Source organism: Microcoleus sp. D3_18_C4, assembly GCF_036702355.1.
Classification (GTDB): Bacteria; Cyanobacteriota; Cyanobacteriia; order Cyanobacteriales; family Microcoleaceae; genus Microcoleus.
Genome location: NZ_JAUBTF010000065.1, coordinates 1 through 19,672, shown reverse-complemented (window position 1 = coordinate 19,672; position 19,672 = coordinate 1). Strand labels below are relative to the sequence as shown.

18 protein-coding genes are annotated in these 19,672 nt (G+C 45.9%); 14 read left to right on the top strand and 4 right to left on the bottom strand.

Features of this window, described 5'->3' with window-relative positions:
- The first annotated feature begins 63 nt into the window (after nt 1–63).
- Both QUA90_RS25000 and QUA90_RS24995 read left to right on the top strand, forming a co-directional pair.
- A complete protein-coding gene (locus QUA90_RS25000; protein WP_333448218.1) occupies nt 64–1,710 on the top strand; it encodes a peroxidase family protein in 1,647 nt (548 codons plus the stop codon).
- Nucleotides 1,711–1,907: 197 nt separating this feature from the next.
- On the top strand, nt 1,908–3,110 hold the full coding sequence (locus QUA90_RS24995) for a catalase (RefSeq protein WP_333448217.1): 1,203 nt from the start codon (nt 1,908–1,910) through the stop codon (nt 3,108–3,110).
- A gap of 237 nt (nt 3,111–3,347) precedes the next feature.
- Here the strand turns inward: QUA90_RS24995 and rpsD are convergent, their stop codons facing one another.
- On the bottom strand, nt 3,348–3,956 hold the full coding sequence (gene rpsD / locus QUA90_RS24990) for a 30S ribosomal protein S4 (protein ID WP_172190738.1): 609 nt from the start codon (nt 3,954–3,956) through the stop codon (nt 3,348–3,350).
- 196 nt (nt 3,957–4,152) lie between these two features.
- Between rpsD and QUA90_RS24985 the strand changes: the two genes are divergently transcribed.
- Entirely contained in the window at nt 4,153–4,782 is a 630-nt protein-coding gene (locus tag QUA90_RS24985; protein ID WP_333448216.1) for a hypothetical protein, read from the top strand.
- Between the two features lie 145 nt (nt 4,783–4,927).
- Nucleotides 4,928–5,275 (top strand): rhodanese-like domain-containing protein, encoded by a 348-nt coding sequence (locus tag QUA90_RS24980; RefSeq protein WP_333330763.1) that lies wholly within the window; start codon nt 4,928–4,930, stop codon nt 5,273–5,275.
- Nucleotides 5,276–5,367: 92 nt separating this feature from the next.
- Here the strand turns inward: QUA90_RS24980 and QUA90_RS24975 are convergent, their stop codons facing one another.
- Complete coding sequence (locus QUA90_RS24975; RefSeq protein ID WP_333448215.1) at nt 5,368–7,092, bottom strand: AAA-like domain-containing protein; 1,725 nt, start codon at nt 7,090–7,092, stop codon at nt 5,368–5,370.
- A gap of 310 nt (nt 7,093–7,402) precedes the next feature.
- On the opposite strand from QUA90_RS24975, the gene metK reads away from it, so the two are divergent.
- From metK to QUA90_RS24950, 5 genes are all read left to right on the top strand, one after another.
- Nucleotides 7,403–8,665: a methionine adenosyltransferase gene (metK, locus tag QUA90_RS24970; protein ID WP_333330769.1), complete on the top strand. Its 1,263-nt coding sequence runs from the start codon at nt 7,403–7,405 to the stop codon at nt 8,663–8,665.
- Nucleotides 8,666–8,872: 207 nt separating this feature from the next.
- Complete coding sequence (locus tag QUA90_RS24965) at nt 8,873–10,048, top strand: family 10 glycosylhydrolase (protein ID WP_333385753.1); 1,176 nt, start codon at nt 8,873–8,875, stop codon at nt 10,046–10,048.
- 459 nt (nt 10,049–10,507) lie between these two features.
- A complete protein-coding gene (locus QUA90_RS24960; protein ID WP_333385756.1) occupies nt 10,508–12,424 on the top strand; it encodes a HEAT repeat domain-containing protein in 1,917 nt (638 codons plus the stop codon).
- Nucleotides 12,425–12,512: 88 nt separating this feature from the next.
- Nucleotides 12,513–12,716 (top strand): hypothetical protein, encoded by a 204-nt coding sequence (locus QUA90_RS24955; protein WP_333385758.1) that lies wholly within the window; start codon nt 12,513–12,515, stop codon nt 12,714–12,716.
- 283 nt (nt 12,717–12,999) lie between these two features.
- Nucleotides 13,000–14,964 (top strand): ATP-binding protein, encoded by a 1,965-nt coding sequence (locus QUA90_RS24950; RefSeq protein WP_333448214.1) that lies wholly within the window; start codon nt 13,000–13,002, stop codon nt 14,962–14,964.
- A 316-nt stretch (nt 14,965–15,280) separates the two neighbouring features.
- Here the strand turns inward: QUA90_RS24950 and QUA90_RS24945 are convergent, their stop codons facing one another.
- On the bottom strand, nt 15,281–15,466 hold the full coding sequence (locus tag QUA90_RS24945) for a ribbon-helix-helix domain-containing protein (RefSeq protein ID WP_333330572.1): 186 nt from the start codon (nt 15,464–15,466) through the stop codon (nt 15,281–15,283).
- Between the two features lie 209 nt (nt 15,467–15,675).
- On the opposite strand from QUA90_RS24945, the gene QUA90_RS24940 reads away from it, so the two are divergent.
- From QUA90_RS24940 to QUA90_RS24930, 3 genes are all read left to right on the top strand, one after another.
- Nucleotides 15,676–16,158 carry a hypothetical protein gene (locus QUA90_RS24940; RefSeq protein ID WP_333448213.1) on the top strand — a complete coding sequence of 161 codons (483 nt, stop codon included), beginning with the start codon at nt 15,676–15,678 and terminating at the stop codon, nt 16,156–16,158.
- A gap of 223 nt (nt 16,159–16,381) precedes the next feature.
- Entirely contained in the window at nt 16,382–16,798 is a 417-nt protein-coding gene (locus QUA90_RS24935; RefSeq protein ID WP_333213187.1) for a XisH family protein, read from the top strand.
- Nucleotides 16,786–17,124 carry a XisI protein gene (locus QUA90_RS24930; RefSeq protein WP_333448212.1) on the top strand — a complete coding sequence of 113 codons (339 nt, stop codon included), beginning with the start codon at nt 16,786–16,788 and terminating at the stop codon, nt 17,122–17,124. The genes QUA90_RS24935 and QUA90_RS24930 overlap by 13 nt, the downstream gene beginning before the upstream one ends.
- A 138-nt stretch (nt 17,125–17,262) precedes the next feature.
- Here QUA90_RS24930 and QUA90_RS24925 read toward each other — a convergent pair whose 3' ends face one another.
- Nucleotides 17,263–18,153 (bottom strand): hypothetical protein, encoded by an 891-nt coding sequence (locus QUA90_RS24925; RefSeq protein WP_333448211.1) that lies wholly within the window; start codon nt 18,151–18,153, stop codon nt 17,263–17,265.
- Between the two features lie 81 nt (nt 18,154–18,234).
- Here QUA90_RS24925 and QUA90_RS24920 point away from each other — a divergent pair, with 81 nt between their 5' ends.
- Both QUA90_RS24920 and QUA90_RS24915 read left to right on the top strand, forming a co-directional pair.
- On the top strand, nt 18,235–18,825 hold the full coding sequence (locus QUA90_RS24920; protein WP_333448210.1) for a hypothetical protein: 591 nt from the start codon (nt 18,235–18,237) through the stop codon (nt 18,823–18,825).
- 136 nt (nt 18,826–18,961) lie between these two features.
- Complete coding sequence (locus tag QUA90_RS24915; RefSeq protein WP_333448209.1) at nt 18,962–19,429, top strand: hypothetical protein; 468 nt, start codon at nt 18,962–18,964, stop codon at nt 19,427–19,429.
- The last annotated feature ends 243 nt before the right edge of the window (nt 19,430–19,672 follow it).

The following is a 19,672-nucleotide window of genomic DNA, read 5'->3' as shown; positions in this document are numbered from 1 at the left end:
AATCTCTGAGAACCGAACATAAGAAGACGATCTAATCTACAACAATCGAAAGGAAAAGCAATCATGACAAGAGATACATCTAGAGATGGATTCAGCAACAAAGCTTTAGCATATACCTTGACTCATTTCAAACCAATTTGGGATTTAGTTCAAAGTTACGAGCCTCTGAAACGTAAACTAAACAAATTTTTTCTCAATAGTATCATTTACAAACTTCCCACTCGCCCGCTTCCCTATAGCTTAATGGGTTTAGATCCCAAAATTCCAGGGACAGATATTCCCAAGAAAACTGATACCTACATCTCTTGGGATTCACTTACAGACAAGACTTATACTGGGCGACATTTACCTCCCGACCCAGAATTTAACAAAGAAGGGAATTTACCACCACTGGATAAATTAAAGACCTTATTCCAAAAAAGAGACGGAAAAACCATTTATTCAGCAAAATCGACTCTGCTATTTCCCTATTGGGTGCAGTGGTTTACAGATAGTTTTCTCCGGATCGATCAGCAAAACCGTTTCAAAAATACCTCCAACCATCAGATTGATATGTGTAATGTTTACGGGTTGACCCGCAAACAAACAAATATGCTCAGAGCTTTCAAAGACGGTAAATTTAAAACCCAAAAACTCAAGCGCAAAGATGGCGTAGAAGAAGAGTATCCACTCTTTTATTATGCCGATCCTGAGCAGGGTATTGTCGATCCTCAATTTGAAGGTCTTCATGCACCCCTTAATGATGAGAAAAGGCAACCCCCCGAAAAGAAAAGCAAGCTATTTGCAATGGGAGTTGAACGGGCAAACGTCCAAATTGGCTATGTCATGCTCAACACTTTATGTATCAGGGAGCATAATCGAATTTGTGATGTTTTGTCCAAAAGCTATCCGCAATGGGACGATGAGAGGCTCTTCCAAACCGCGAGAAATATTCTCATGGTGATTGTTCTCAATATCATTATGGAAGAGTACATTTTCCACATTACGCCCTATAATTTTAGGTTCTTTGCCGATCCTGAAGCTTTTACCAAGGAAAGCTGGTATCGAGAAAATTGGATGGCGATTGAGTTTAGTTTTGTCTATCGCTGGCATAGTGCGGTTCCGGAAACCTTTATCTATGACGGCAAAGAAAAATCTATGTACGATTCCCTCTGGAATAATCAGATGTTAATCGATAAAGGCTTGGGTGCATTGATGGAAGAAACTTGTTCCCAACCAGGCACTAGAATTGGTTTGTTTAACACACCTGATTTTCAGATCGCAGGAACACCCTATACATTTATTGATGCTACCGAACTAGCATCTGTTAAACTCGGACGGCAGGCGCAGTTAGCCAGTTATAACGATTACCGCGAAATGTGTGGTTATCCCAGGGTGACAGATTTCAATCAAATTACGGGTGACGAATACGCTCAACAGAAATTAAAAGATTTGTACGGTCATGTTGATAAGATTGAACTATTTGTCGGATTGTACGCTGAAGATGTCCGGAAAAATTCAGCAATTCCGCCTTTGGTAGCACGGATAATTGGCATTGATGCTTTCTCCCAAGCTTTAACTAATCCTTTGTTATCGCCTAAAGTCTTCAATAAGGAAACTTTTTCTGAGGTTGGTTGGGAAATTATCCAAAATACCAAAACAGTCTCTGATTTAGTGAATCGTAATGTTCCTCCAAGCGATCCCAAGTACAAAGTCTCCTTCGATCTTTAATTTGTAGCTGACGACTAAGACTCAAGTTAGTGGGGGCGCAAATACACCTGCGCCCTCAAAAATGAGGAAGAAAAAGGCGATTTTTTCGTAAGCGATTGCCGTAGGCAATTCGGGAGCAATTGCAGCAGCAGTTATACTATTTAACAGATGCAACGGTTTGTGTAGAGCCTTTTTTAGCGATTAACCGAAGGTTATTTATGAGCAAGAAGTTATTTACCGAATATCCCGAACAAGACGAACGCAAATATTACGATCTTTTGGTTGAGCAGGCCAAGCTTCGGATGGATAATCTATACGGCAATAAGGAACGGGCCCTGCGAGATACTCACGCCAAAACTCATGCGTGCGTTAAAGGAACGCTGGAAATTTTTGACTTTGATGAGGAAGCGATTAAACAGGAATTGGGCAAACGCGCTTCGTTAAGTTCTTCGCGACTCAATGCTATTTCCCTTAAGCAAGGTTTGCTAGCCAAACCCAAACAATATCCTGTTTGGTTGCGATTTGCTAACGGGGCTACCAAAGTATACCCTGATTACCAAAAAGATTCGCGCTCAATATCACTGAAAGTGATGGGGGTGGAAGGGGAACGACTCCCGCAAAGCCACGAGTCAAAAACCCAGGACATCATTGTTCACAATTCAGAGATATTTGTGAGCCAAACTATCAAAGACTACTACGGCTTTTTTTCTGCTCTGGTTGAATCACCAGAGACATTGAAAAAGTGGCTAATACGACATCCCAGACACTTTCTAGCGGTCTCGACGCTTACGGGTAGCCGGACTCCGAAGAGTTTGCTAACAGCAAAATATTGGAGCGGTTCACCCTCTGCTTTGGGTCTCAATCCCGATTTCGATCCCTCCCAGCCTGGTGTAGTTCCTGTCGAATACCCTGCTGTAATTAAGTATGGGTTTACTCCGGTTTCATGCAAACCACCGCACGAGATAATTCCAGAACAATCTCGACCGGGAATTCCTAAAATTCCCTTTGTCGATCGCGCTAAAGCCTTGGGTTTAGATCCCAATAAACCAGACAATTATTACCGGGATGATCTAATTCAAGCCTTGGCGAAACCTGATGCCCAATACTGTTGGGATTTTGGCATTCAGTTCCAAACCAGCCTAAAAATGCCGATCGACGATGGCATCAATGTCTGGAAGGAAAAGGAATCACCCTTCTTGAGAGTAGGTCGTCTCACCGTCAAGCATCACATTATTGATTATGAAAAACAATCGGATTTCAACGAAAACCTGAGATATTCTCCCTGGAACGGCTTAGCAGTTCATCGTCCAGTAGGTGCGATCAATCGCATACGCGGTGTTGTTTACCCCGTTGTAGCGAATTATCGCCTTCAAAAGCGAGGTCTTGTCCACCAAGAACCAACCGGAGAAGAAACTTTTTAAGGGAATAATTTTTGTCGGGGACATCCCACCGGAAACGATATTAACAAGCGAAACCTTCAAAAAATCCCATCCCTTTTTAGGGGGTGGGAATGTTGAAAATTATTAATTTTTAGTGATTCAGTCCTTAGTCCTCATTATTCAGTAGCAATTAATCAATAACTGGGTTCGTACCCAATTATTAATTATTCTGCTAGCAACCAACTGATGACTAATGACCAACGACTGATGACTAATAAATTAAGCTTGCCGTGAGTAGTATTCCACCACTAGCAGTTCGTTAATCTGTAGAGCAATCCACTCGCGTTCGATAACGCCGTTAACTTTGCCAACCAGTTTTTGCTTATCAAATTCCAAGTGATTCGGCAAGTGAGCCAAGCCTGGGTCTTTGAGATTAGCTTCTACCATTGTGCGCGAGCGCTCTCTATTTTTCACAGCAACCACATCACCAGGCTTGCACTGATAGCTGGCGATATTGACTTCACGGTCATTGACAGTTATGTGACCGTGATTTACCAATTGTCTAGCGGACGGAATGGTTGGAGCCATTCCCATCCGAAACACAGTATTGTCCAAGCGCATTTCCAAAAATTGCAGTAACACTTGACCTGTGGAGCCCGTGACACGGCGGGCTTTGCGGACGTAACGGAGCAGTTGGCGTTCCGTCACACCGTAATTGAAACGGAGTTTTTGCTTTTCTTGCAAACGAACCGCATACTCAGAGAGCTTTTTGCGGTTTTGACCGTGCTGTCCAGGCGGATAATCTCGTCTGGGGGTTTTGCGGGTTAGACCCGGCAACTCTTTCAGGCGACGGACGATTCTCAATCGGGGGCCTCGATATCGAGACATTTATTTTCCTCTCTAATATCTGTATGCAATTTTATGCAGACTCTATATTATATGTTGGTAACGGTCAAAATTCAAATAAAGATCGATAAAAAAACGATCGACCGCAGCGCGAGCCATAATGTGAGGTAAATTCTGAAGGAAAAGCCGATCGCTCGATCGCCCCAATCAGCCAAAAGAACTCACTACTCGATCTGCCATGCACAACCGCAATTTTTCCCGCACTTCTTCCCCAAAGCCAGCACCGACAGGCTCACACCCTACCGCGCGCTGGATATTAGCTCTCGGCACGCAGCTAGCAGCACTCGGTTTGTTGGCAACAGCACTGCCAATCTCACCAGCATCAGCCATCACTATTAGAATCCCTCGCTCTAGGAATCCCTATCGCGTCTGCGCCCTAGAACTAATCGAAGCCGGAGTGGGGGCAGAGGCAGCAGCCGCCGCTTGTGCTGACGCCCTCCGCCCCCGCGACATATCTAAATGCGCCCTCCAAATCAACCGCAAAACCAATATTTCGGGTGTCGAAGCGCTCTCTAGCTGTCGGCGGGTGAGGCGTCCCAAAGAATTGGCTACTTGCGTAGTGAATATTAACGGCAAAAGTCGAACTCAACCTGCTGATCCCCTGGTAGTGCTCGATGGATGCCGCCGCAGTTTATTACCACAACAGTTTTCTGAATGCGTAGTCGGTTTGAGCGGCAGGCTCGACTTTCCCACTGACAGGTTAATCGCCACTTGTCTTGACCCCAGAGGCAGCGTGAGCCAGTTGGACGGACGCCCTGCACCGACGCCTCCTGTGGAGCTAATTTCACCGCCTTCGCCCCCCAATTAATTTGTCAGTTGTTAGTTGTCAGTGGTCAGTTGTTATTTGTTAGTTGTTATTTGTTATTCCACAGCTATTAGCTACTGCCAATCGCCAACTGCCAACTGCCAACTGCCAACTGCCAACTGCCAACTGACTACTTTTTTATAATCAAATGTCAGAAATTTTTGCTCAAATTACAGTCGAAGAATTAGCTCGTCAATTAGCAGAAACCAATGCTGAGAAATTGCAGCTTGTAGACGTGCGGGAACCTTACGAAATTGAACTCGCGGCGCTGCCGGGATTTGTAGCTTTTCCGCTGAGCGAGTTTGCCGAATGGTCTGGTGCAATTGACGCTAGACTCGATCGCGACACCGAAACCCTAGTTCTGTGCCACCACGGAGTGCGATCGGCTCAAATGTGCCACTGGTTAGCCACTCAAGGATTTACTAACGTTAAAAATATCGTTGGCGGTATCGATGCTTACTCAATGGTGGTCGATCGAACCGTCCCCCGCTATTAACATCACATCCAGTTCTTAACTATCGTTTTCTTCAGAGTCCGCGCGGGCGGACTTTGTATCTGTATAAGCGAAATATATTTCCCCCGAATTACCTAATTAACAGCAGCCAATCGAAAATTTAAAAGCTTACTCATAGTGAGCCGATCGCGCCCCTGCCTTTTCGAGTCATAAAGAGCCTCATCAGCCGCCATTAGCAGCGTTATCGCATCATTTTCCTCGCTCGGAACAACGCTGGCAATTCCGAAACTAATCGTTACCACAGAATTAGGTAGACCGTCAAGACTCTGCGGGTTAAAAAGAATATTCAAATCTTTCACTTGCGCTCTAATTTGTTCGGCAACAACCACAGCCGCCGACGCATCAGTTTCAGGTAAAATCACAGCAAACTCCTCGCCCCCGTAGCGGGCAGCTACATCAGCAGGCCGCGGGAGCGATCGGCGAATTGTCTGAGCTACCGATCGCAAACACTCATCTCCTGCTTGATGTCCGTAGGTATCATTATATATTTTGAAATAATCGAGGTCGCACAAAATTAAAGATATCGGAGACCCCTCGCGAGCCATATGTTTCCATTCCGTTCGCAAGCAACTATCAAAATACCGTCTGTTGCCAATTTGAGTAAGTTCGTCCACATTCACCAAAGCTTGCAATCTTTGATTTTCTTGCTGCAACTCCTCAAAACGAACCACCAATAACTTGTCCTGGCACAAATTTTGCCCTTGAAAATACAGGCGATATAATTCGCAAGACAAACTACAGTTATTTCCCTCTAATTTGACCAGTCCCATGCTCTCTAACTGATAAGCCATCAAAGGTTCAAGGTGAATGCTATTTTTAGCAGCGACAACTTGTTGGAAGGCGGAGGCGAGTTCGGGCTGCTGTTGAATGGCGATCGACTGATTTTGCAAGTAGTCGCTATAAATTCCGCTGTGAGTAGGAGCTGCTGTTAAAAGTTCTGCCAACTTGGCTAGCCCCAGTTCCTGCCCTGGTTCATCCCGATCGACGGAGAGGCGATTTTGTTGCAAAATTGCCAGGTGATACAGCGCTAAATGCACTAAATAAGGATGCCCGCCTACCATGTTCATTAATTGCTCGATCGGATCGCTATTGCTCCAGTTCAGTCCGTGTCTGCACGCCAAATCTTGAACTTGTTCAGCAGTAAGTTCTGAGAGTTTAATCGGCATTCCTACATTAAATGGAGATTGATTAAGCCTCAAAGCAATATAAATTTCGGTCGAATGAATGACAACAATGCGGAGTTTTTGCCAAGTTGTGCTAGCGCGAGCTTGTTCATACCAAAAACGGATAATCGAAAGAAAATCTTGAGCAATGTTAGTGCGTTCAAATATGCGATTTATTTCGTTAATTACCAAGATAATGGGACTATCAATTAGTTCGAGCAAATAGTTTTCAAAGTAAATTGTGCAGCTTACCTTGCTGCCCATATCTTCATCCCAGAATTCATCAATATTTGGTTCGAGTTTGAGTTGCCGAGCGACATTGACACAAAGCCAGCGTAAAAATTTATCTAAACTAGCAAAAACCGCTGCGTCGGCTTGCTGAAAGTTTACAGTTACTGTGTGGTATCCACGATCGACTGCCGCGTGAATTATCCGCAGCATCAGCGAACTTTTGCCCATTTTTTTGGGAGCTTTAATGCGAACAAGGCCTCCGGGTTTGCTAATTTCTGCACAGACCAACGCTTCGGCCCCTGAGCGCTCAATATAAAATGGAGAGTCAAGCGGTATGGGGCCGCCGGGAAAATCTAGGTCGGCAACTGTTTGGATCGAGTTTGGTGATTTTTGGAGTCCAGCCATAGTCATTGTGCAAGGCGATACCCTGACTGTATCTTACTGTGCGTCAACCTTTGTCAGGTTAGGAAGTAGACGAGCGGTGTCCAAGATCGATCGACAATCCTACAAAATCTAAGTTTTTAGGGACTTCCCGGAACTGACTTTGCTATAGTAGTGTCACTTTACCCAGTCTCAAACCCTGCTTCAACACGGCTCTGCAGACCGACAAAAATTCGACGGTAGCCCAGACGCGCTCATTCTTGGCTACCGGAAAAATAACTCGTCGGTCGTCAATGTCGCGCAGGAAGAGCCCCCATCAAAGGAGAAATAATCATTGTCACGTCGCTACCTGTTTACCTCTGAATCGGTCACTGAAGGCCATCCTGATAAAATCTGCGATCAAATTTCAGATACGATTTTAGATGCCTTACTGACTGAAGACCCCAAAAGCCGCGTCGCAGCCGAAGTTGTCGTCAACACCGGCTTAATGCTGCTGACGGGCGAAATTACCACTAAAGCTCAGGTAAATTACATAGAATTAGCCCGGAAAAAAATAGCCGATATTGGCTACATTCACGCTGACAACGGTTTTTCAGCCAATAGTTGCTCAGTGTTGGTGGCTCTGGATTCTCAGTCTCCCGATATTGCTCAAGGGGTGAACACAGCCCACGAAAGCCGGGAACAATCGAGTGAAGAGGAATTAGACGCCATTGGAGCCGGCGACCAAGGTTTGATGTTCGGCTTTGCTTGCAACGAAACGCCGGAAATGATGCCTCTGCCGATCAGTTTAGCGCACCGGATTTGCCGTCAACTGGCCGCAGTCCGCAAAACCGGTCAGTTATCTTACCTGCGTCCCGACGGCAAAAGCCAAGTTACAGTCATCTATGAGGACGGCAAACCCGTTGGCATAGATACGATTTTAATTTCTACGCAGCACACCGAAACGATCGGCGACATCACAGACACAGCCGCAGTTCAAGCCAAGATCAAAGAAGACCTTTGGACTGCTATCGTCCAACCTGTGTTTGCCGATATTAGCGTGAAGCCGGATGCAGAAACTCGCTTCCTTGTCAACCCTACCGGCAAATTTGTGGTCGGCGGGCCTCAAGGAGATTCGGGTTTGACGGGCCGCAAAATTATTGTGGATACCTACGGTGGCTATTCCCGCCACGGCGGCGGCGCTTTTTCTGGGAAAGACCCCACCAAGGTAGACCGCAGCGCGGCTTATGCTTGTCGCTACGTTGCTAAAAATATCGTAGCTGCTGGTTTGGCCGAAAAGTGCGAAGTGCAGTTGAGTTATGCGATCGGCGTTGCGCGGCCGGTTAGCATGATGATCGAAACTTTTGGCACTGGAAAAGTTGATGACGATCGCCTTTTGGAAGTTGTGAAGCAGCATTTTGAACTGCGTCCTGCGGGAATCATTCAGGCATTTAACTTGCAGAATTTGCCTGCTGAAAGAGGCGGCCGTTTCTATCAAGATGTGGCGGCTTACGGTCACTTCGGACGCACTGATTTAGATTTGCCTTGGGAGGAAACTGATAAGGCGGAACTTTTGAAAGCAGCTTTGAGCCAGCAGTTGTCTGCTGTTGCTGGATAGTACAATTTTGGGGCGTGTACTGCGCCCCTTATCCATAAATAATATCGGGTGCTATCAATGAATGTAGGGTGCGTACTCCGCACCTTATTCATAAATAATATCGGGTGTTCTTCGGCGCATCTTATCCATAAATAATACCGGGTGCTACCAATCAATAATAACGTAGCGGGTTCAGTGCCCACCTTCAAAGAAAAAAAGACTAAATAAATGCGCTTTTTCACACCTTTCCAATCAGCAATTCGCAGTTTTGCCTCTTCCCTCCAACAGCGGTTGGCGACGACTGGATTTTCTGCACCAAATCCAGCAACGCTGCCCAGTTCGTTTGCAACTAACAATCCTGGTGGAATTCGCGGCGTTTGGATAACCACCACTGACTCCAAAGTTCTAACATCAAAAGAGCGAACTGCTGAGGCAATGGACTTTCTCGCCGATACGGGATTTAATACCGTTTTTCCTATAATTTGGAGCCAGGGTTATACGGCTTATCCTTCTCAGATAATGCGAGAAAACTTTGGGGTGGAAATTGACTCGCGCTATCAAGGTCGCGACCCTTTAGCGGAAATATGTGTTGAAGCCAAGAGAGTTGGTTTAAAAGTGATTCCTTGTTTTGAATACGGATTTGTGAGTTCTTACAATCGCAAGGGCGGTCATTTGCTGGCGAAAAAACCTGAGTGGATTGCCCGTGATGCCAGCGGCAATTTACTTAAGAAAAATAACTTTGACTGGATGAATTCTCTTGACCCGGAAGTGCAAGACTTTGTGCTGGGGTTGATGCTGGAAGTTGCTAAGAATTATCCGGTAAACGGCGTTCAAGGAGACGATCGCATTGCGTTTCCCGTAGAAGGCGGTTACGACGAAAAAACGGTTAAACGCTATCGAGAAGAATGCGGGAGAGCCGCACCATCGGATTGTAAAGAACAACATTGGGTGCAGTGGCGCGCTGATATTATTACTGGCTTTGTGGCTCGTTTATACCGAGAAGTGAAAGCGATTAATCCTGATTTGTTGCTATCGATGTCGCCGAGTCCTTATGACTGGGGGCTGGTGGAATATTTGCAAGATTCTAAAGCTTGGGTTGACAAAAATTTGGTGGATCTGCTTCACCCGCAGTTTTATCGCCGCGATTTTAATGCTTACAAACAATTGGTCGATAAAATGATGTCGGGACAGCTTAGCGGGCAGCAAGTAAAGTGCGTGTCGCCCGGTATTTTGTTGACGAATCGAGGCAGCAAATATAGCATAACTCCCGAACTGTTGTTGCAAGTAATTGCTTACAACCGCTCTTGCGGCATTCAAGGAGAAGTGATGTTTTTTTACGAAGGTTTGCGAGATAACGATAACGCTTTGGCTAAGGTTTTGAAAAAAGGGCCCTATGCTCGTTGAGAGATTGTCCCGCCATCAATCTGTTTTCGGTTGGCTGCGGTCAACTGCGCCGATCGCTATTCCAAACCAAGTTGGTATAAAATAAGATGTGGCACCATTCTCCATAAGCTTTGATTAACAGGCAAGATGCCTATTCCACAAAGGGTGAGTTTTCTTGTGGAACAGCTATCTTGCCTGTTGCTGACAATGGTGCAAGATGTGAGGATAAAATGATATAGCAGAGTTAGGCTATCTCAAAACCCAGCAATGCGAAGCAGCAAGCGCTACTAATTGTCAAGGTGATTGCCCCAACAAACCCAATAATTAATAATTGGGGAGTTGCAAAAATAGTGGAATAAGACATATTTTAGAAGTGGGTGCAAGCTTTTTTTTAGAAGTAGCGTTTTGTAGACACCATATTTTTTAAAGACAGTTTAAAAGAGCAATCTCAACCGCTCGCCAAAATATTAGGATAAATCAGTGACCTCAGCAGCAAGCCTCATCGAACAGCTACCCCAGCTCAGCGATGCTCAATTCCATCAAAAATATTTGAAACAAAAACAAGGGATGCGAACCTTGGCGACTATATTGCCGCAAGTAGAACAGCAAAGTCTGGCGTTGCGGGCAGTAAAATTAGCTCTAAAAGTAAATTTAAAACTCGGCTCGAAGCTAGCAGGAACGGTAAAGCCAGAATTTCAAATAGCCACAATAAAATTAATCGACAAAATCCCCACTTCGCCGCTGCTCAAAATTCAACTGCTGGCCCTCACAAGTTCAGATATGGCAATTCCGATGCTGGTGGCCGCATTGAACCACAAAGAAAGTGCAGTGCGCCTGGATGGGATTCGAGCGATCGGGAAAATAGGCTCCGAAGCAGCAGTAATTGAATTAGCCCGATCGCTCGAATCCAAAGATTCCCAAATCCAAGCTTGGGCCGCTTGGGCTTTAGGAGAAATTGACTCGAAATTAGCCGCCGTAGCACTGCTCAAAGCCATCAAACACCCAGAGTCGAGGGTGCGCGCCTGGGCTGTTTGGGCCTTGGGCAAAATTAACCCGAAAACAGCCGTCCCCGCGCTGCTCAAAGCCCTCAAACACCAAGATTCGGAGGTGCGCTGGCGGGCTGCCGTCAACTGCGGGAAAATCGCCGTCTCTGAGGTAGTTCCCGGGCTGCTGAATGCCCTCAGAGACGAAAATCACATCGTCCGGGCTAGGGCCGCGGCGGCTTTGGGGAAAATCGGCGATTGTGAGGCAGTACCCGGCTTAGTAGAATTGCTTCACGACGATCCCGACTCCTATGCAGTTTCTTTGAGGGCCGCCGAGGCCTTGGGACAAATTGGCACGGAAACGGCTGTAGCCGGGCTGGTGCAAGCCCTCAACCATGAGGACTCAGACGTGCGCGGCAGTGCAGTTTCTGCCTTGGGGGAAATCAGCAGCGAGGTGGCTATGGTGGCCGTAATCGGGTCGCTCTCGGATCGAGATATTTTCGTGCGTGGCAGGGCGGCGGTTGCCCTGGGGAACATCAATACAGAGGGAGATGCTAAATTGCCCAAAATGGTGGTCGCGGGACTGGCGAGCGCAATTGGCGACACCGAATCTTATGTGCGGTGGAGAGTTGCTGCTGCTTTGGGGGAAATTGGGACAGAGGAAGCTGTGGCAGGTTTGGTGCGGTTGCTGGGGGACGAAAATTCTGGAGTGCGCCAAAAGGCTGTTAAATCCCTCGGTCAAATGGGCTCAACGGCTGCTATTGTTGCTCTGGAAACAGCTTTAAATCGCGAATTTGCTGACGTTCGGGCGCTGGCTGTCCAATACTTGGCGGATGTCAACACTGAGGCAGAAACAGTTGATTTTGATCCCTCAGTCTCTGCAGATTTGTCGGGTGAAAAATTGCCGAAAATCCTGATTGCTTCGCAAGTAGAAGCCAGCGAATACATTGTCGATCGCGCTGTGGGGCGCCAGATCAAATACCTGATATCGATCGGCAGTCCGGGTGTGCCCGAACCCAAAACTTTTCATCAAATCCCGAACCGAATGTGTCTGGAGTTTAACGACCTCGACACCCCCGTTGACGACCCCGATCAAATCTTGCCTAGCCTTGAGGATGTACTGAAAATTATTGACTTCGCCCTCAAAATTTCGTCGCAGAGAGGCAGTTTGCTGATCTGCTGCCAAAGTGGGATCAGCCGTTCAACTGCCACAGCTTTGATTGTTTGTGCTGCGCTGTTGGGTCGCGGCAAGGAACGGGAAGCTTGGGCGGTTGTGCTTGCCGCCAGACCCCAAGCCAAGCCGAATCGCTGGATGGTACACTTGGCCGATGAAGCTTTGGGTAGAGACGGTAAGCTAGCACTGGCGATCGAATTGACTACCGCAACTCCAGAACTCGCAATCGCCAACAGTTGACCTGCAGAAAGCGGGTTTCTTTTCGCAAGCCCTACAGTTATACTCAACTAACGACACTTCACCTCAGACTTGTCTTTGCGGGGCAACGATGCCAAAAGTCGATCGCCAGGGTGCAAAAGTTCGATCGGCTGCTGCATTTGTGACATTCTGTGCTAGGAAGTTGTCGGATGCTCAACAAAAACCGTTAAGCAATCGTCGCATTGCTGGCAGCCAAAGTCCAAAGCGAAGGAATCGGGTGCATTGTCAACAGACAATATCAGCTTTGGGCTACTCACAGGCAAAACAGGTCTGAGAGAATTTTCTGCCTGTAACATTCCACGCAGGGATAATTCACTGCGGGGATAAAGTTTTATTTTTTTTTGCCTGCTGCAGACTTTTACGAGTCGAAAAAGTAATTTGGCAACAGTCCTCAACAGCCTAATTATCTCTTAGACATCAACCGAATTTAAGTTTCTCCTCTGACTCGACCAGAGTTTCAGATGCTTTTTCGCAGATGTCTACCGTCAAATAGACAAGATTTTCCGTTTGGAGAACTTAAGATCGTGATAGATTTTAACAGAATACAGGGGTTGCATATGTCAAAAATTAACTTGCTAAAAAAAACAGGACATGAAGCAAGTTTCTCGGTTGCCGTTTGGGAAGACCAGGGGGAATTGAATCCAGAGTTAGAACCATTTAACCCGCCGAAAAAAAACGTGAAAACGCGAAAGGTTAACCAAAAAAATACCAATTTAGGTAAACAGATGCCAGTTTTTATTTCCGGAGAAGTGGCTTCTATAGAGACCGTGAAGAAAAAAAAAGCCAACCATGATTTTGTAGAAACATTATCCTTAAAAGTTAGCAAAAGTTTGCCATCTAAAATTGGCGGTTTGCCTATCCATCAAAAAATTGGCTACGGGTATTTGCTGGCAATAGGAATCGGCTTTCTTGGCTCGCTGAGCGGACTGGTGATTGCCGATTACTACCAAGGACAAGGATTAAAGCAATTCAATGATGCTCATCTACAAGCGCAATTGCTCGGCAATTTTAAAGATGCAGCGCTGGCGGCCCAATTGCAGGGTTCACAGCTAGATTCTTTTGTAGATAATTCAACCAAGCTAAAACAGCAAGAAGAGCAGTTGGTTAAGAGTATTGTTAAGGCGAAAAATCTGCGGTTGCGTATAGAAAAGTTTGTAGACAGCCAGCCCGCTTGGCTGGCAGCAAAACCGGAAGTTCTCAAGTTTTTGCTGCAAGATTGCACAAAAAAATTAGAAGCATACGCCGATACTCTCCAGTCAACCTTGCAGACAATCCAGCAATCGCAACTATCGCCTCGGGAGATAGAGTCTGCCAGAAAATTGCTCGCCATCGAAAGTGGAGAAGGTGTAAAACAGCTCAACAACAGCCTTGAGGAATTGAGCAAAATCCTCGATATTGCCCAGCAGCAAGAAGGCCAAGGTGGTGAAGTGATGGAAGACGCCCAAGGAATGGAAAAAGCCATAATTATTATTAGTATGCTGCTGTCGGTAGTGGTGGCTGGAATGGTGGCTTACCGGACGAGTCGGGCGATCGCCAAACCTGTGATCAGCGTCACTAAGGTGGCCGAACAAGTAGCCGCTGAGTCTAATTTTGACTTGCGAGCCCCCGTCACGGCACAAGGCGAAATAGGCTCTCTGGCTGTCTCTCTCAATCACCTAATCGAGCGGGTTTCGGAACATACAAAAGAATTGAAACAAGCTAAGGAAGCCGCCGTCACCGCTAACACTGCTAAAAGCCAGTTTTTAGCAAATATGAGCCACGAATTGCGGACGCCTTTAAATGCGATTATCGGCTACAGTCAACTACTTTCAGAAGATGCCCAGGATGCGGGATTTGATGAGTTTGTACCCGACTTGCACAAGATTCAGAAAGCCGGCACGCACCTGCTATCTTTGATTAACGATATCCTTGATTTGTCAAAAATTGAAGCGGGGGGTATGAAACTCGAAATCCAGGAGTTTGACATCGAATCCCTGGTTGACAATGTTGCGAGTGCCGCGAAACCGTTAGTAGAGAAAAATGGCAATGTTTTGGAGATTGAGTGCGATCGAACTGTGGGCATAATGCACGCAGATTTCAAAAAAGTCCGGCAGGTTTTGATGCACCTGCTGAGTAATGCTGCGAAGTTCACCAAAAACGGCAGAGTGAAACTGAGTGTCAGGCGCATTGAAGGCAGTGGCAAATTGAATACAGCAGGGCGATCGGCGATTGACGATTCAATGGCTGCCGATGAAACTCATTCTGCGGCGATCGCTTGTCCCCTGCTGAATGTTCAAGAGTCGGATTGGATTTGTTTATCTGTTAAAGATAGCGGAATTGGAATGTCGGAAGAACAACAGCACAAATTGTTTGAAGCTTTTGTACAAGCTGACTGTTCATCAACGCGACCGTACGATGGCGCGGGATTGGGGCTGACACTTAGCCGCTACTACTGTCAGATGATGGGCGGGGAAATTTTGGTAGAAAGCGAAGAGGGAAAAGGGTCTATTTTCACTGTCCGTATACCAGCAGGAAACGGGTGATGTAATTTTTGGGCGAGAGATGTAGAGGGGTAGGCAGAGGGGCGAAAATGTATGTTTCAAACCTCTGGCTTTATGTCGAAATGCTTTAGTCTTGTCAGTGGGGGGCGATCGCACTCTGTTAATTCTAATTGGTTATTTTGCCAATTCAAACAGCACAAACCGCTTGCTGCTGAACTCCAACCTAAGTCTATGCCGATAAATTTCATATAGTTCTGGACGCAGGGGTGGTCAGAAACCGGGTTTTTTTTACGGAAAGACGCGTTACGGCCGGCAAAAACCGCAAAAAACCCGCTTTCTTTGGCTTGGATGCGTCCACTCAACTTTTATCTTGTTTCTCATCGGATGGTGGGGACTGTTTTTGCATTTGTTTTTGACGTTCTCTGACAGCTTGTTCCAAAATGAATGCTGACAAGCCGCTGATTGAACGGCGTTCCTCATTTGCCCACTCTTGAAGTAGGTCATAAATTCCTTCTGCTATGGAAGTTGATATGCGTTTAGCCATTAGAGGGTAATTGTTTCTTATTTAAGCCGATCGTCATTGTCGAGTATTTTATACAATTTTGTCTAATATGCAGCAAACTGTTGCAATGTGCTGCATTATGCGCTATATTCTTAGAGAGTCAAAAGCCAGCGCTGAACTTCCTACGGCCCGCGCTGGCTGATGGTTCCCCAAATACAAGGAGACAATCCACATAAAAGGAGACTATTACTATGGTAAAGCCTGTGAGCGACGGCAGCGAATATAACCGCGGCTATCAACAAGCTTTGAATGATTTTGGCATCACGCAACTGCTGTCGGGTATCCGCAGCTACTCTGATGAGGATTTTGAGGCCGATCGCGCGCGCATGACTGGGCCAGAGATCGAAAGCTTTGCGGTGTTTCTGATTCTGCGCGTCGGGGCGAATCTCAAAGGAAGTACGATCGCCCGCTACCTCAACACTCTCAGAAAAGCAAATTCTCCGACGATCGCCGATCGCCCCGCGATCGAACTCAACTCAAATTCGCGAGGGAAAACACCTGAAAAGTCAAAGGGGGGCGAGATCAATTCTTGGGCGATCGTCCGCATTTTACCGAATGCTGAGCACTATACGATCGCGCGTTTTGTCAATCGCCAAGATGCGGACGATCGGCGGAGGGCTTTGTGTCGGTTTATTCCAGGGGGTGTGTTTGAAGTTGTGTGCGATCGCACCTAATCAATAAACACAAATGACGGTGACAATTGTAATCCCTCAGCAATTGAAATCGCTTTTGACCTCTTACTCGTATGTGGCGAAGCGCCCCTGGAATGCGAGTAAGAAGTCAAACTACACAAACTCTCGTCCCAGCAGAGTGGGACCCAAGAGTGAAGAGAATATTTAAGCGGGATATTGAAGAATGCTCGCTGCTATCATAGTACCTAGATACTGTAAAAAAGCGATGGCTGCCAAAGACCGATTCCATGATGCTGTTAAACAAGCTCTCTTGAAGGAGAAGTGGGTAATTACGGCAGATCCGCTGATCCTCAAGATAGATCAGGTGAAGTTTGAGGTCGATTTAGCAGCAGAGAAAGTCTTTGCCGCTGAAAAAGCTGGACAAAAGATTGCTGTTGAAATCAAAAGTTTTTTGAATCCATCAGCGGTGACAGACTTTCATTCAGCGTTAGGACAGTTTTTGAACTACCGCTTAGGATTGCAAATGACCGAACCAGACAGAACTCTATATCTGGCAATTCCTCTCGATATATTTGAATCATTTTTTCAAGAACGATTCACTCAGGAAGCTGTCAGACAGTATCAAGTGAAGTTAATCGTCTACGAACCGATGCAGGAGGTAATCATCGAATGGAAAGAATAGAAGAGTACCGCCAATTTATCCGCCAGTTGCTAACCACTCATGCCACACCAGAGCAAAATTCAGAATTGGATGTTGAATGTCAGCTTGTGTTCGATACAGAACAAGATCATTACCAAATTTTAGACGTTGGTTGGGAGGGATACAAGCGGATTTATAACTGTTTCATTCACTTAGATATCAAGGATGGTAAAATCTGGATTCAACGTAATATGACAGAAGCCGATCTTGGGCAAGAATTAGTCGAGATGGGAGTACCCAAAGAGGATATTATTTTAGGGTTGCATCCACCTTACAAGCGTCCATATACTGGCTATGGAGTTGCTTAGGAAATGCGTAAGGTTCCCCGGACTATAAAAACCTGTTGAAATCGAAATAATCAATGTCTGACGCACCCTATAAGTTAATTGAACTGTCTAACGATTAGCATCGAGACTATTTTGGCATCCAATCAACCAGCCCCGACTTTATTTAGAAGGTTGAGAAGGTTCGGGACTTACAATTAACAATTGATCACCGGATTGAGTTTGTTGAATGGCAATCACTGGCGGGCGAGCTTTAGGGTCTGTTTGCTGTTCTTTTGTTAAAGCCGGAAACAGATAAATCCAGTTCCCTCTCTCCAAAAGCAACCGCCAAACTCTAGGTTCTTTGGGATTATTGATATCAGTATAATCTCTTTTGCTCAAATCAGCAAATAGACCTGCATCGCCGATAGCCTTAAATCCTTTAGGGTCTAGTCGGAGTGTTGGATCGTCGAGTTTTCTGCCTAAAGCAATGTTGTCTTGCTTGGCGATTAAGGCAACGGCGGGTAAAGACGAATTTTCCCCGGCATCGCGTCGGGCATCGGCAATACCTTGGTGGTATGCTGACCAAAACAACACTAGCAATACCCAACCGACGATGATAATTTCGTCAACGAGCGATCGCAATAATTTGATCGAGTTATATCTATTGACATTAAATTGTTGCCAAGAGTTCAGGATGCGGTAAAGCCACCTGAATTTTCTGCCGTAAGGATAGGAAAGCCACCGTGTAATTGTGCCATTAATTTTAGCAGCAACGGTCTTGTTTATACTATTAACCAGCCACAAAGTGAGGTAAATCGCCAGGGCTGTCAGCAAAAGGGCGATCGCACTGTTGAATATGCTTTTTCCGCCCGCGAAAAACACCTGAAGCGGCACCATAAAAAACGATTCGACGGGTAAATCGAGAGTCGTTACCTCTAGCTGAAAGAAGGAAAAATAAGACCAGCGATAAATCCAGCCCGTGAAAAACAGGGCAGCACCAAGCAAGCCAAAAACACTGGCCAAGTTGCCTAAAATATTCGATTCGGGGGTAGATTCTGGAGTTGGCAGCACGGATTTACCCTCAAGGGACTGAAGTATGGGTTTATAATGGTAGCGGGTTAACGCTTACCCTTGAAAGGAGTTTAAGGAAGTATGAAACGCAGAACACTTTCTTTTCTAGTTGTAGCACTTTTTACAGTAACGGCGAGTATGGCTGGACGAGTTAATGCCACCAGTCAGGAAATCCAGAAACGCAATTTGCCATCCGTACAAGCACAGGCTAACGCCAGCCAGCCCATACCCGTGGCGTTGCCGACGCAAGCGGAAATTGTGATGAAAGGAGGCGAAAAAAGAGATGGTAGAGTTGTAGAGATTGATGAGAAAGGGCAAAAATTATGGATACAGGGATCGAGGGAAAAGCGATCGCTCCCCTTGAGTCAAATTGATAAAATAGTGTTTCCCAACAATGCGGTGGTTTATCGAACTAATGGGGGGCAGTTTATTAGGGGGGAAATTGCCACAGCGACAAGGATTCAAGCGAAATGGAACGGTATTCCGATCGGCGATTTTCGTCTGATAGATGCTGTCAAAGGTCAAGCTGAGGTAAAATTGAGGTCGCCTGTTGTGAATGGGGGGCAATTGCGGGCAATTTTGGCAGTTGCAAAAGATCGGCAATTTGTAGTTGATGAAATGAAATTCGAGCCGCAGAAAAAGACGGTGACTATTTTAGTCACTCCGTATTGAATCCGTCGGGGGGCAGAAACCGGGTTTTTTACGAAATATTTTTTTGCAGCCCGCAAATTCGATAAAAACCCGGTTTCTTTGGTCGGAGTGCGTAAGTCGTGTAGAATTAAAATACAAAATCTCTTTACTAAAACCGATGGAAACCATCAATCTTAAAGAAGAAGTCCGCAGCTTAATCGATAAATTGCCTGAAGACTTTACTTGGTCTGACCTGATGTATGCAATTTATATCAGGCAAGCGATGAAATCTGCACCTATCCAAGTTAAAGGCATAAAACAAGGTAAAAACATCCAACTGTCAGAAGATTTTAACATTCCTGACGGCTCCGAAGTTCTGATTGAAGTCCAGGAAGTTTCGCCTGTCAACCATGAGGAGAAGCTGAAAAGGATGAAAGAGTTTTTAGCGTCTTTGTCAGATGAAGACAGAGAGGAATGGAAAAAAATAGGAGAATTTCTAGAGGGCGATCGCACAACCAATAGAAAATCATCGGTGATGCCTCCTAAAAAGCGCCGTGAGCCGCTGTTTGGCTGCGATCGCGAGGTGATTACCATATCTGATAATTTTGATGAGCCGTTAGAAGATTTTGAGGATTATATGTCATGAGACTGCTGTTAGATACTCATACCTTAATTTGGTTTTTTGCAGGCAATTCTAAAGTTAGTGCCATTGCACGGATTCTAATTGAGGACGAAGATAATCATAAACTGGTCAGTATAGCAAGTATCTGGGAGATGGCAATTAAGGAAAGTAAAGGGCTTCTGAATTTGAGGTAACCGTTCAGGGGGTGCGCCTGTGGCGCACCACCCCAAGAGGAGTTTAAGTATCAATATGTTGGAGAGCCGTTTG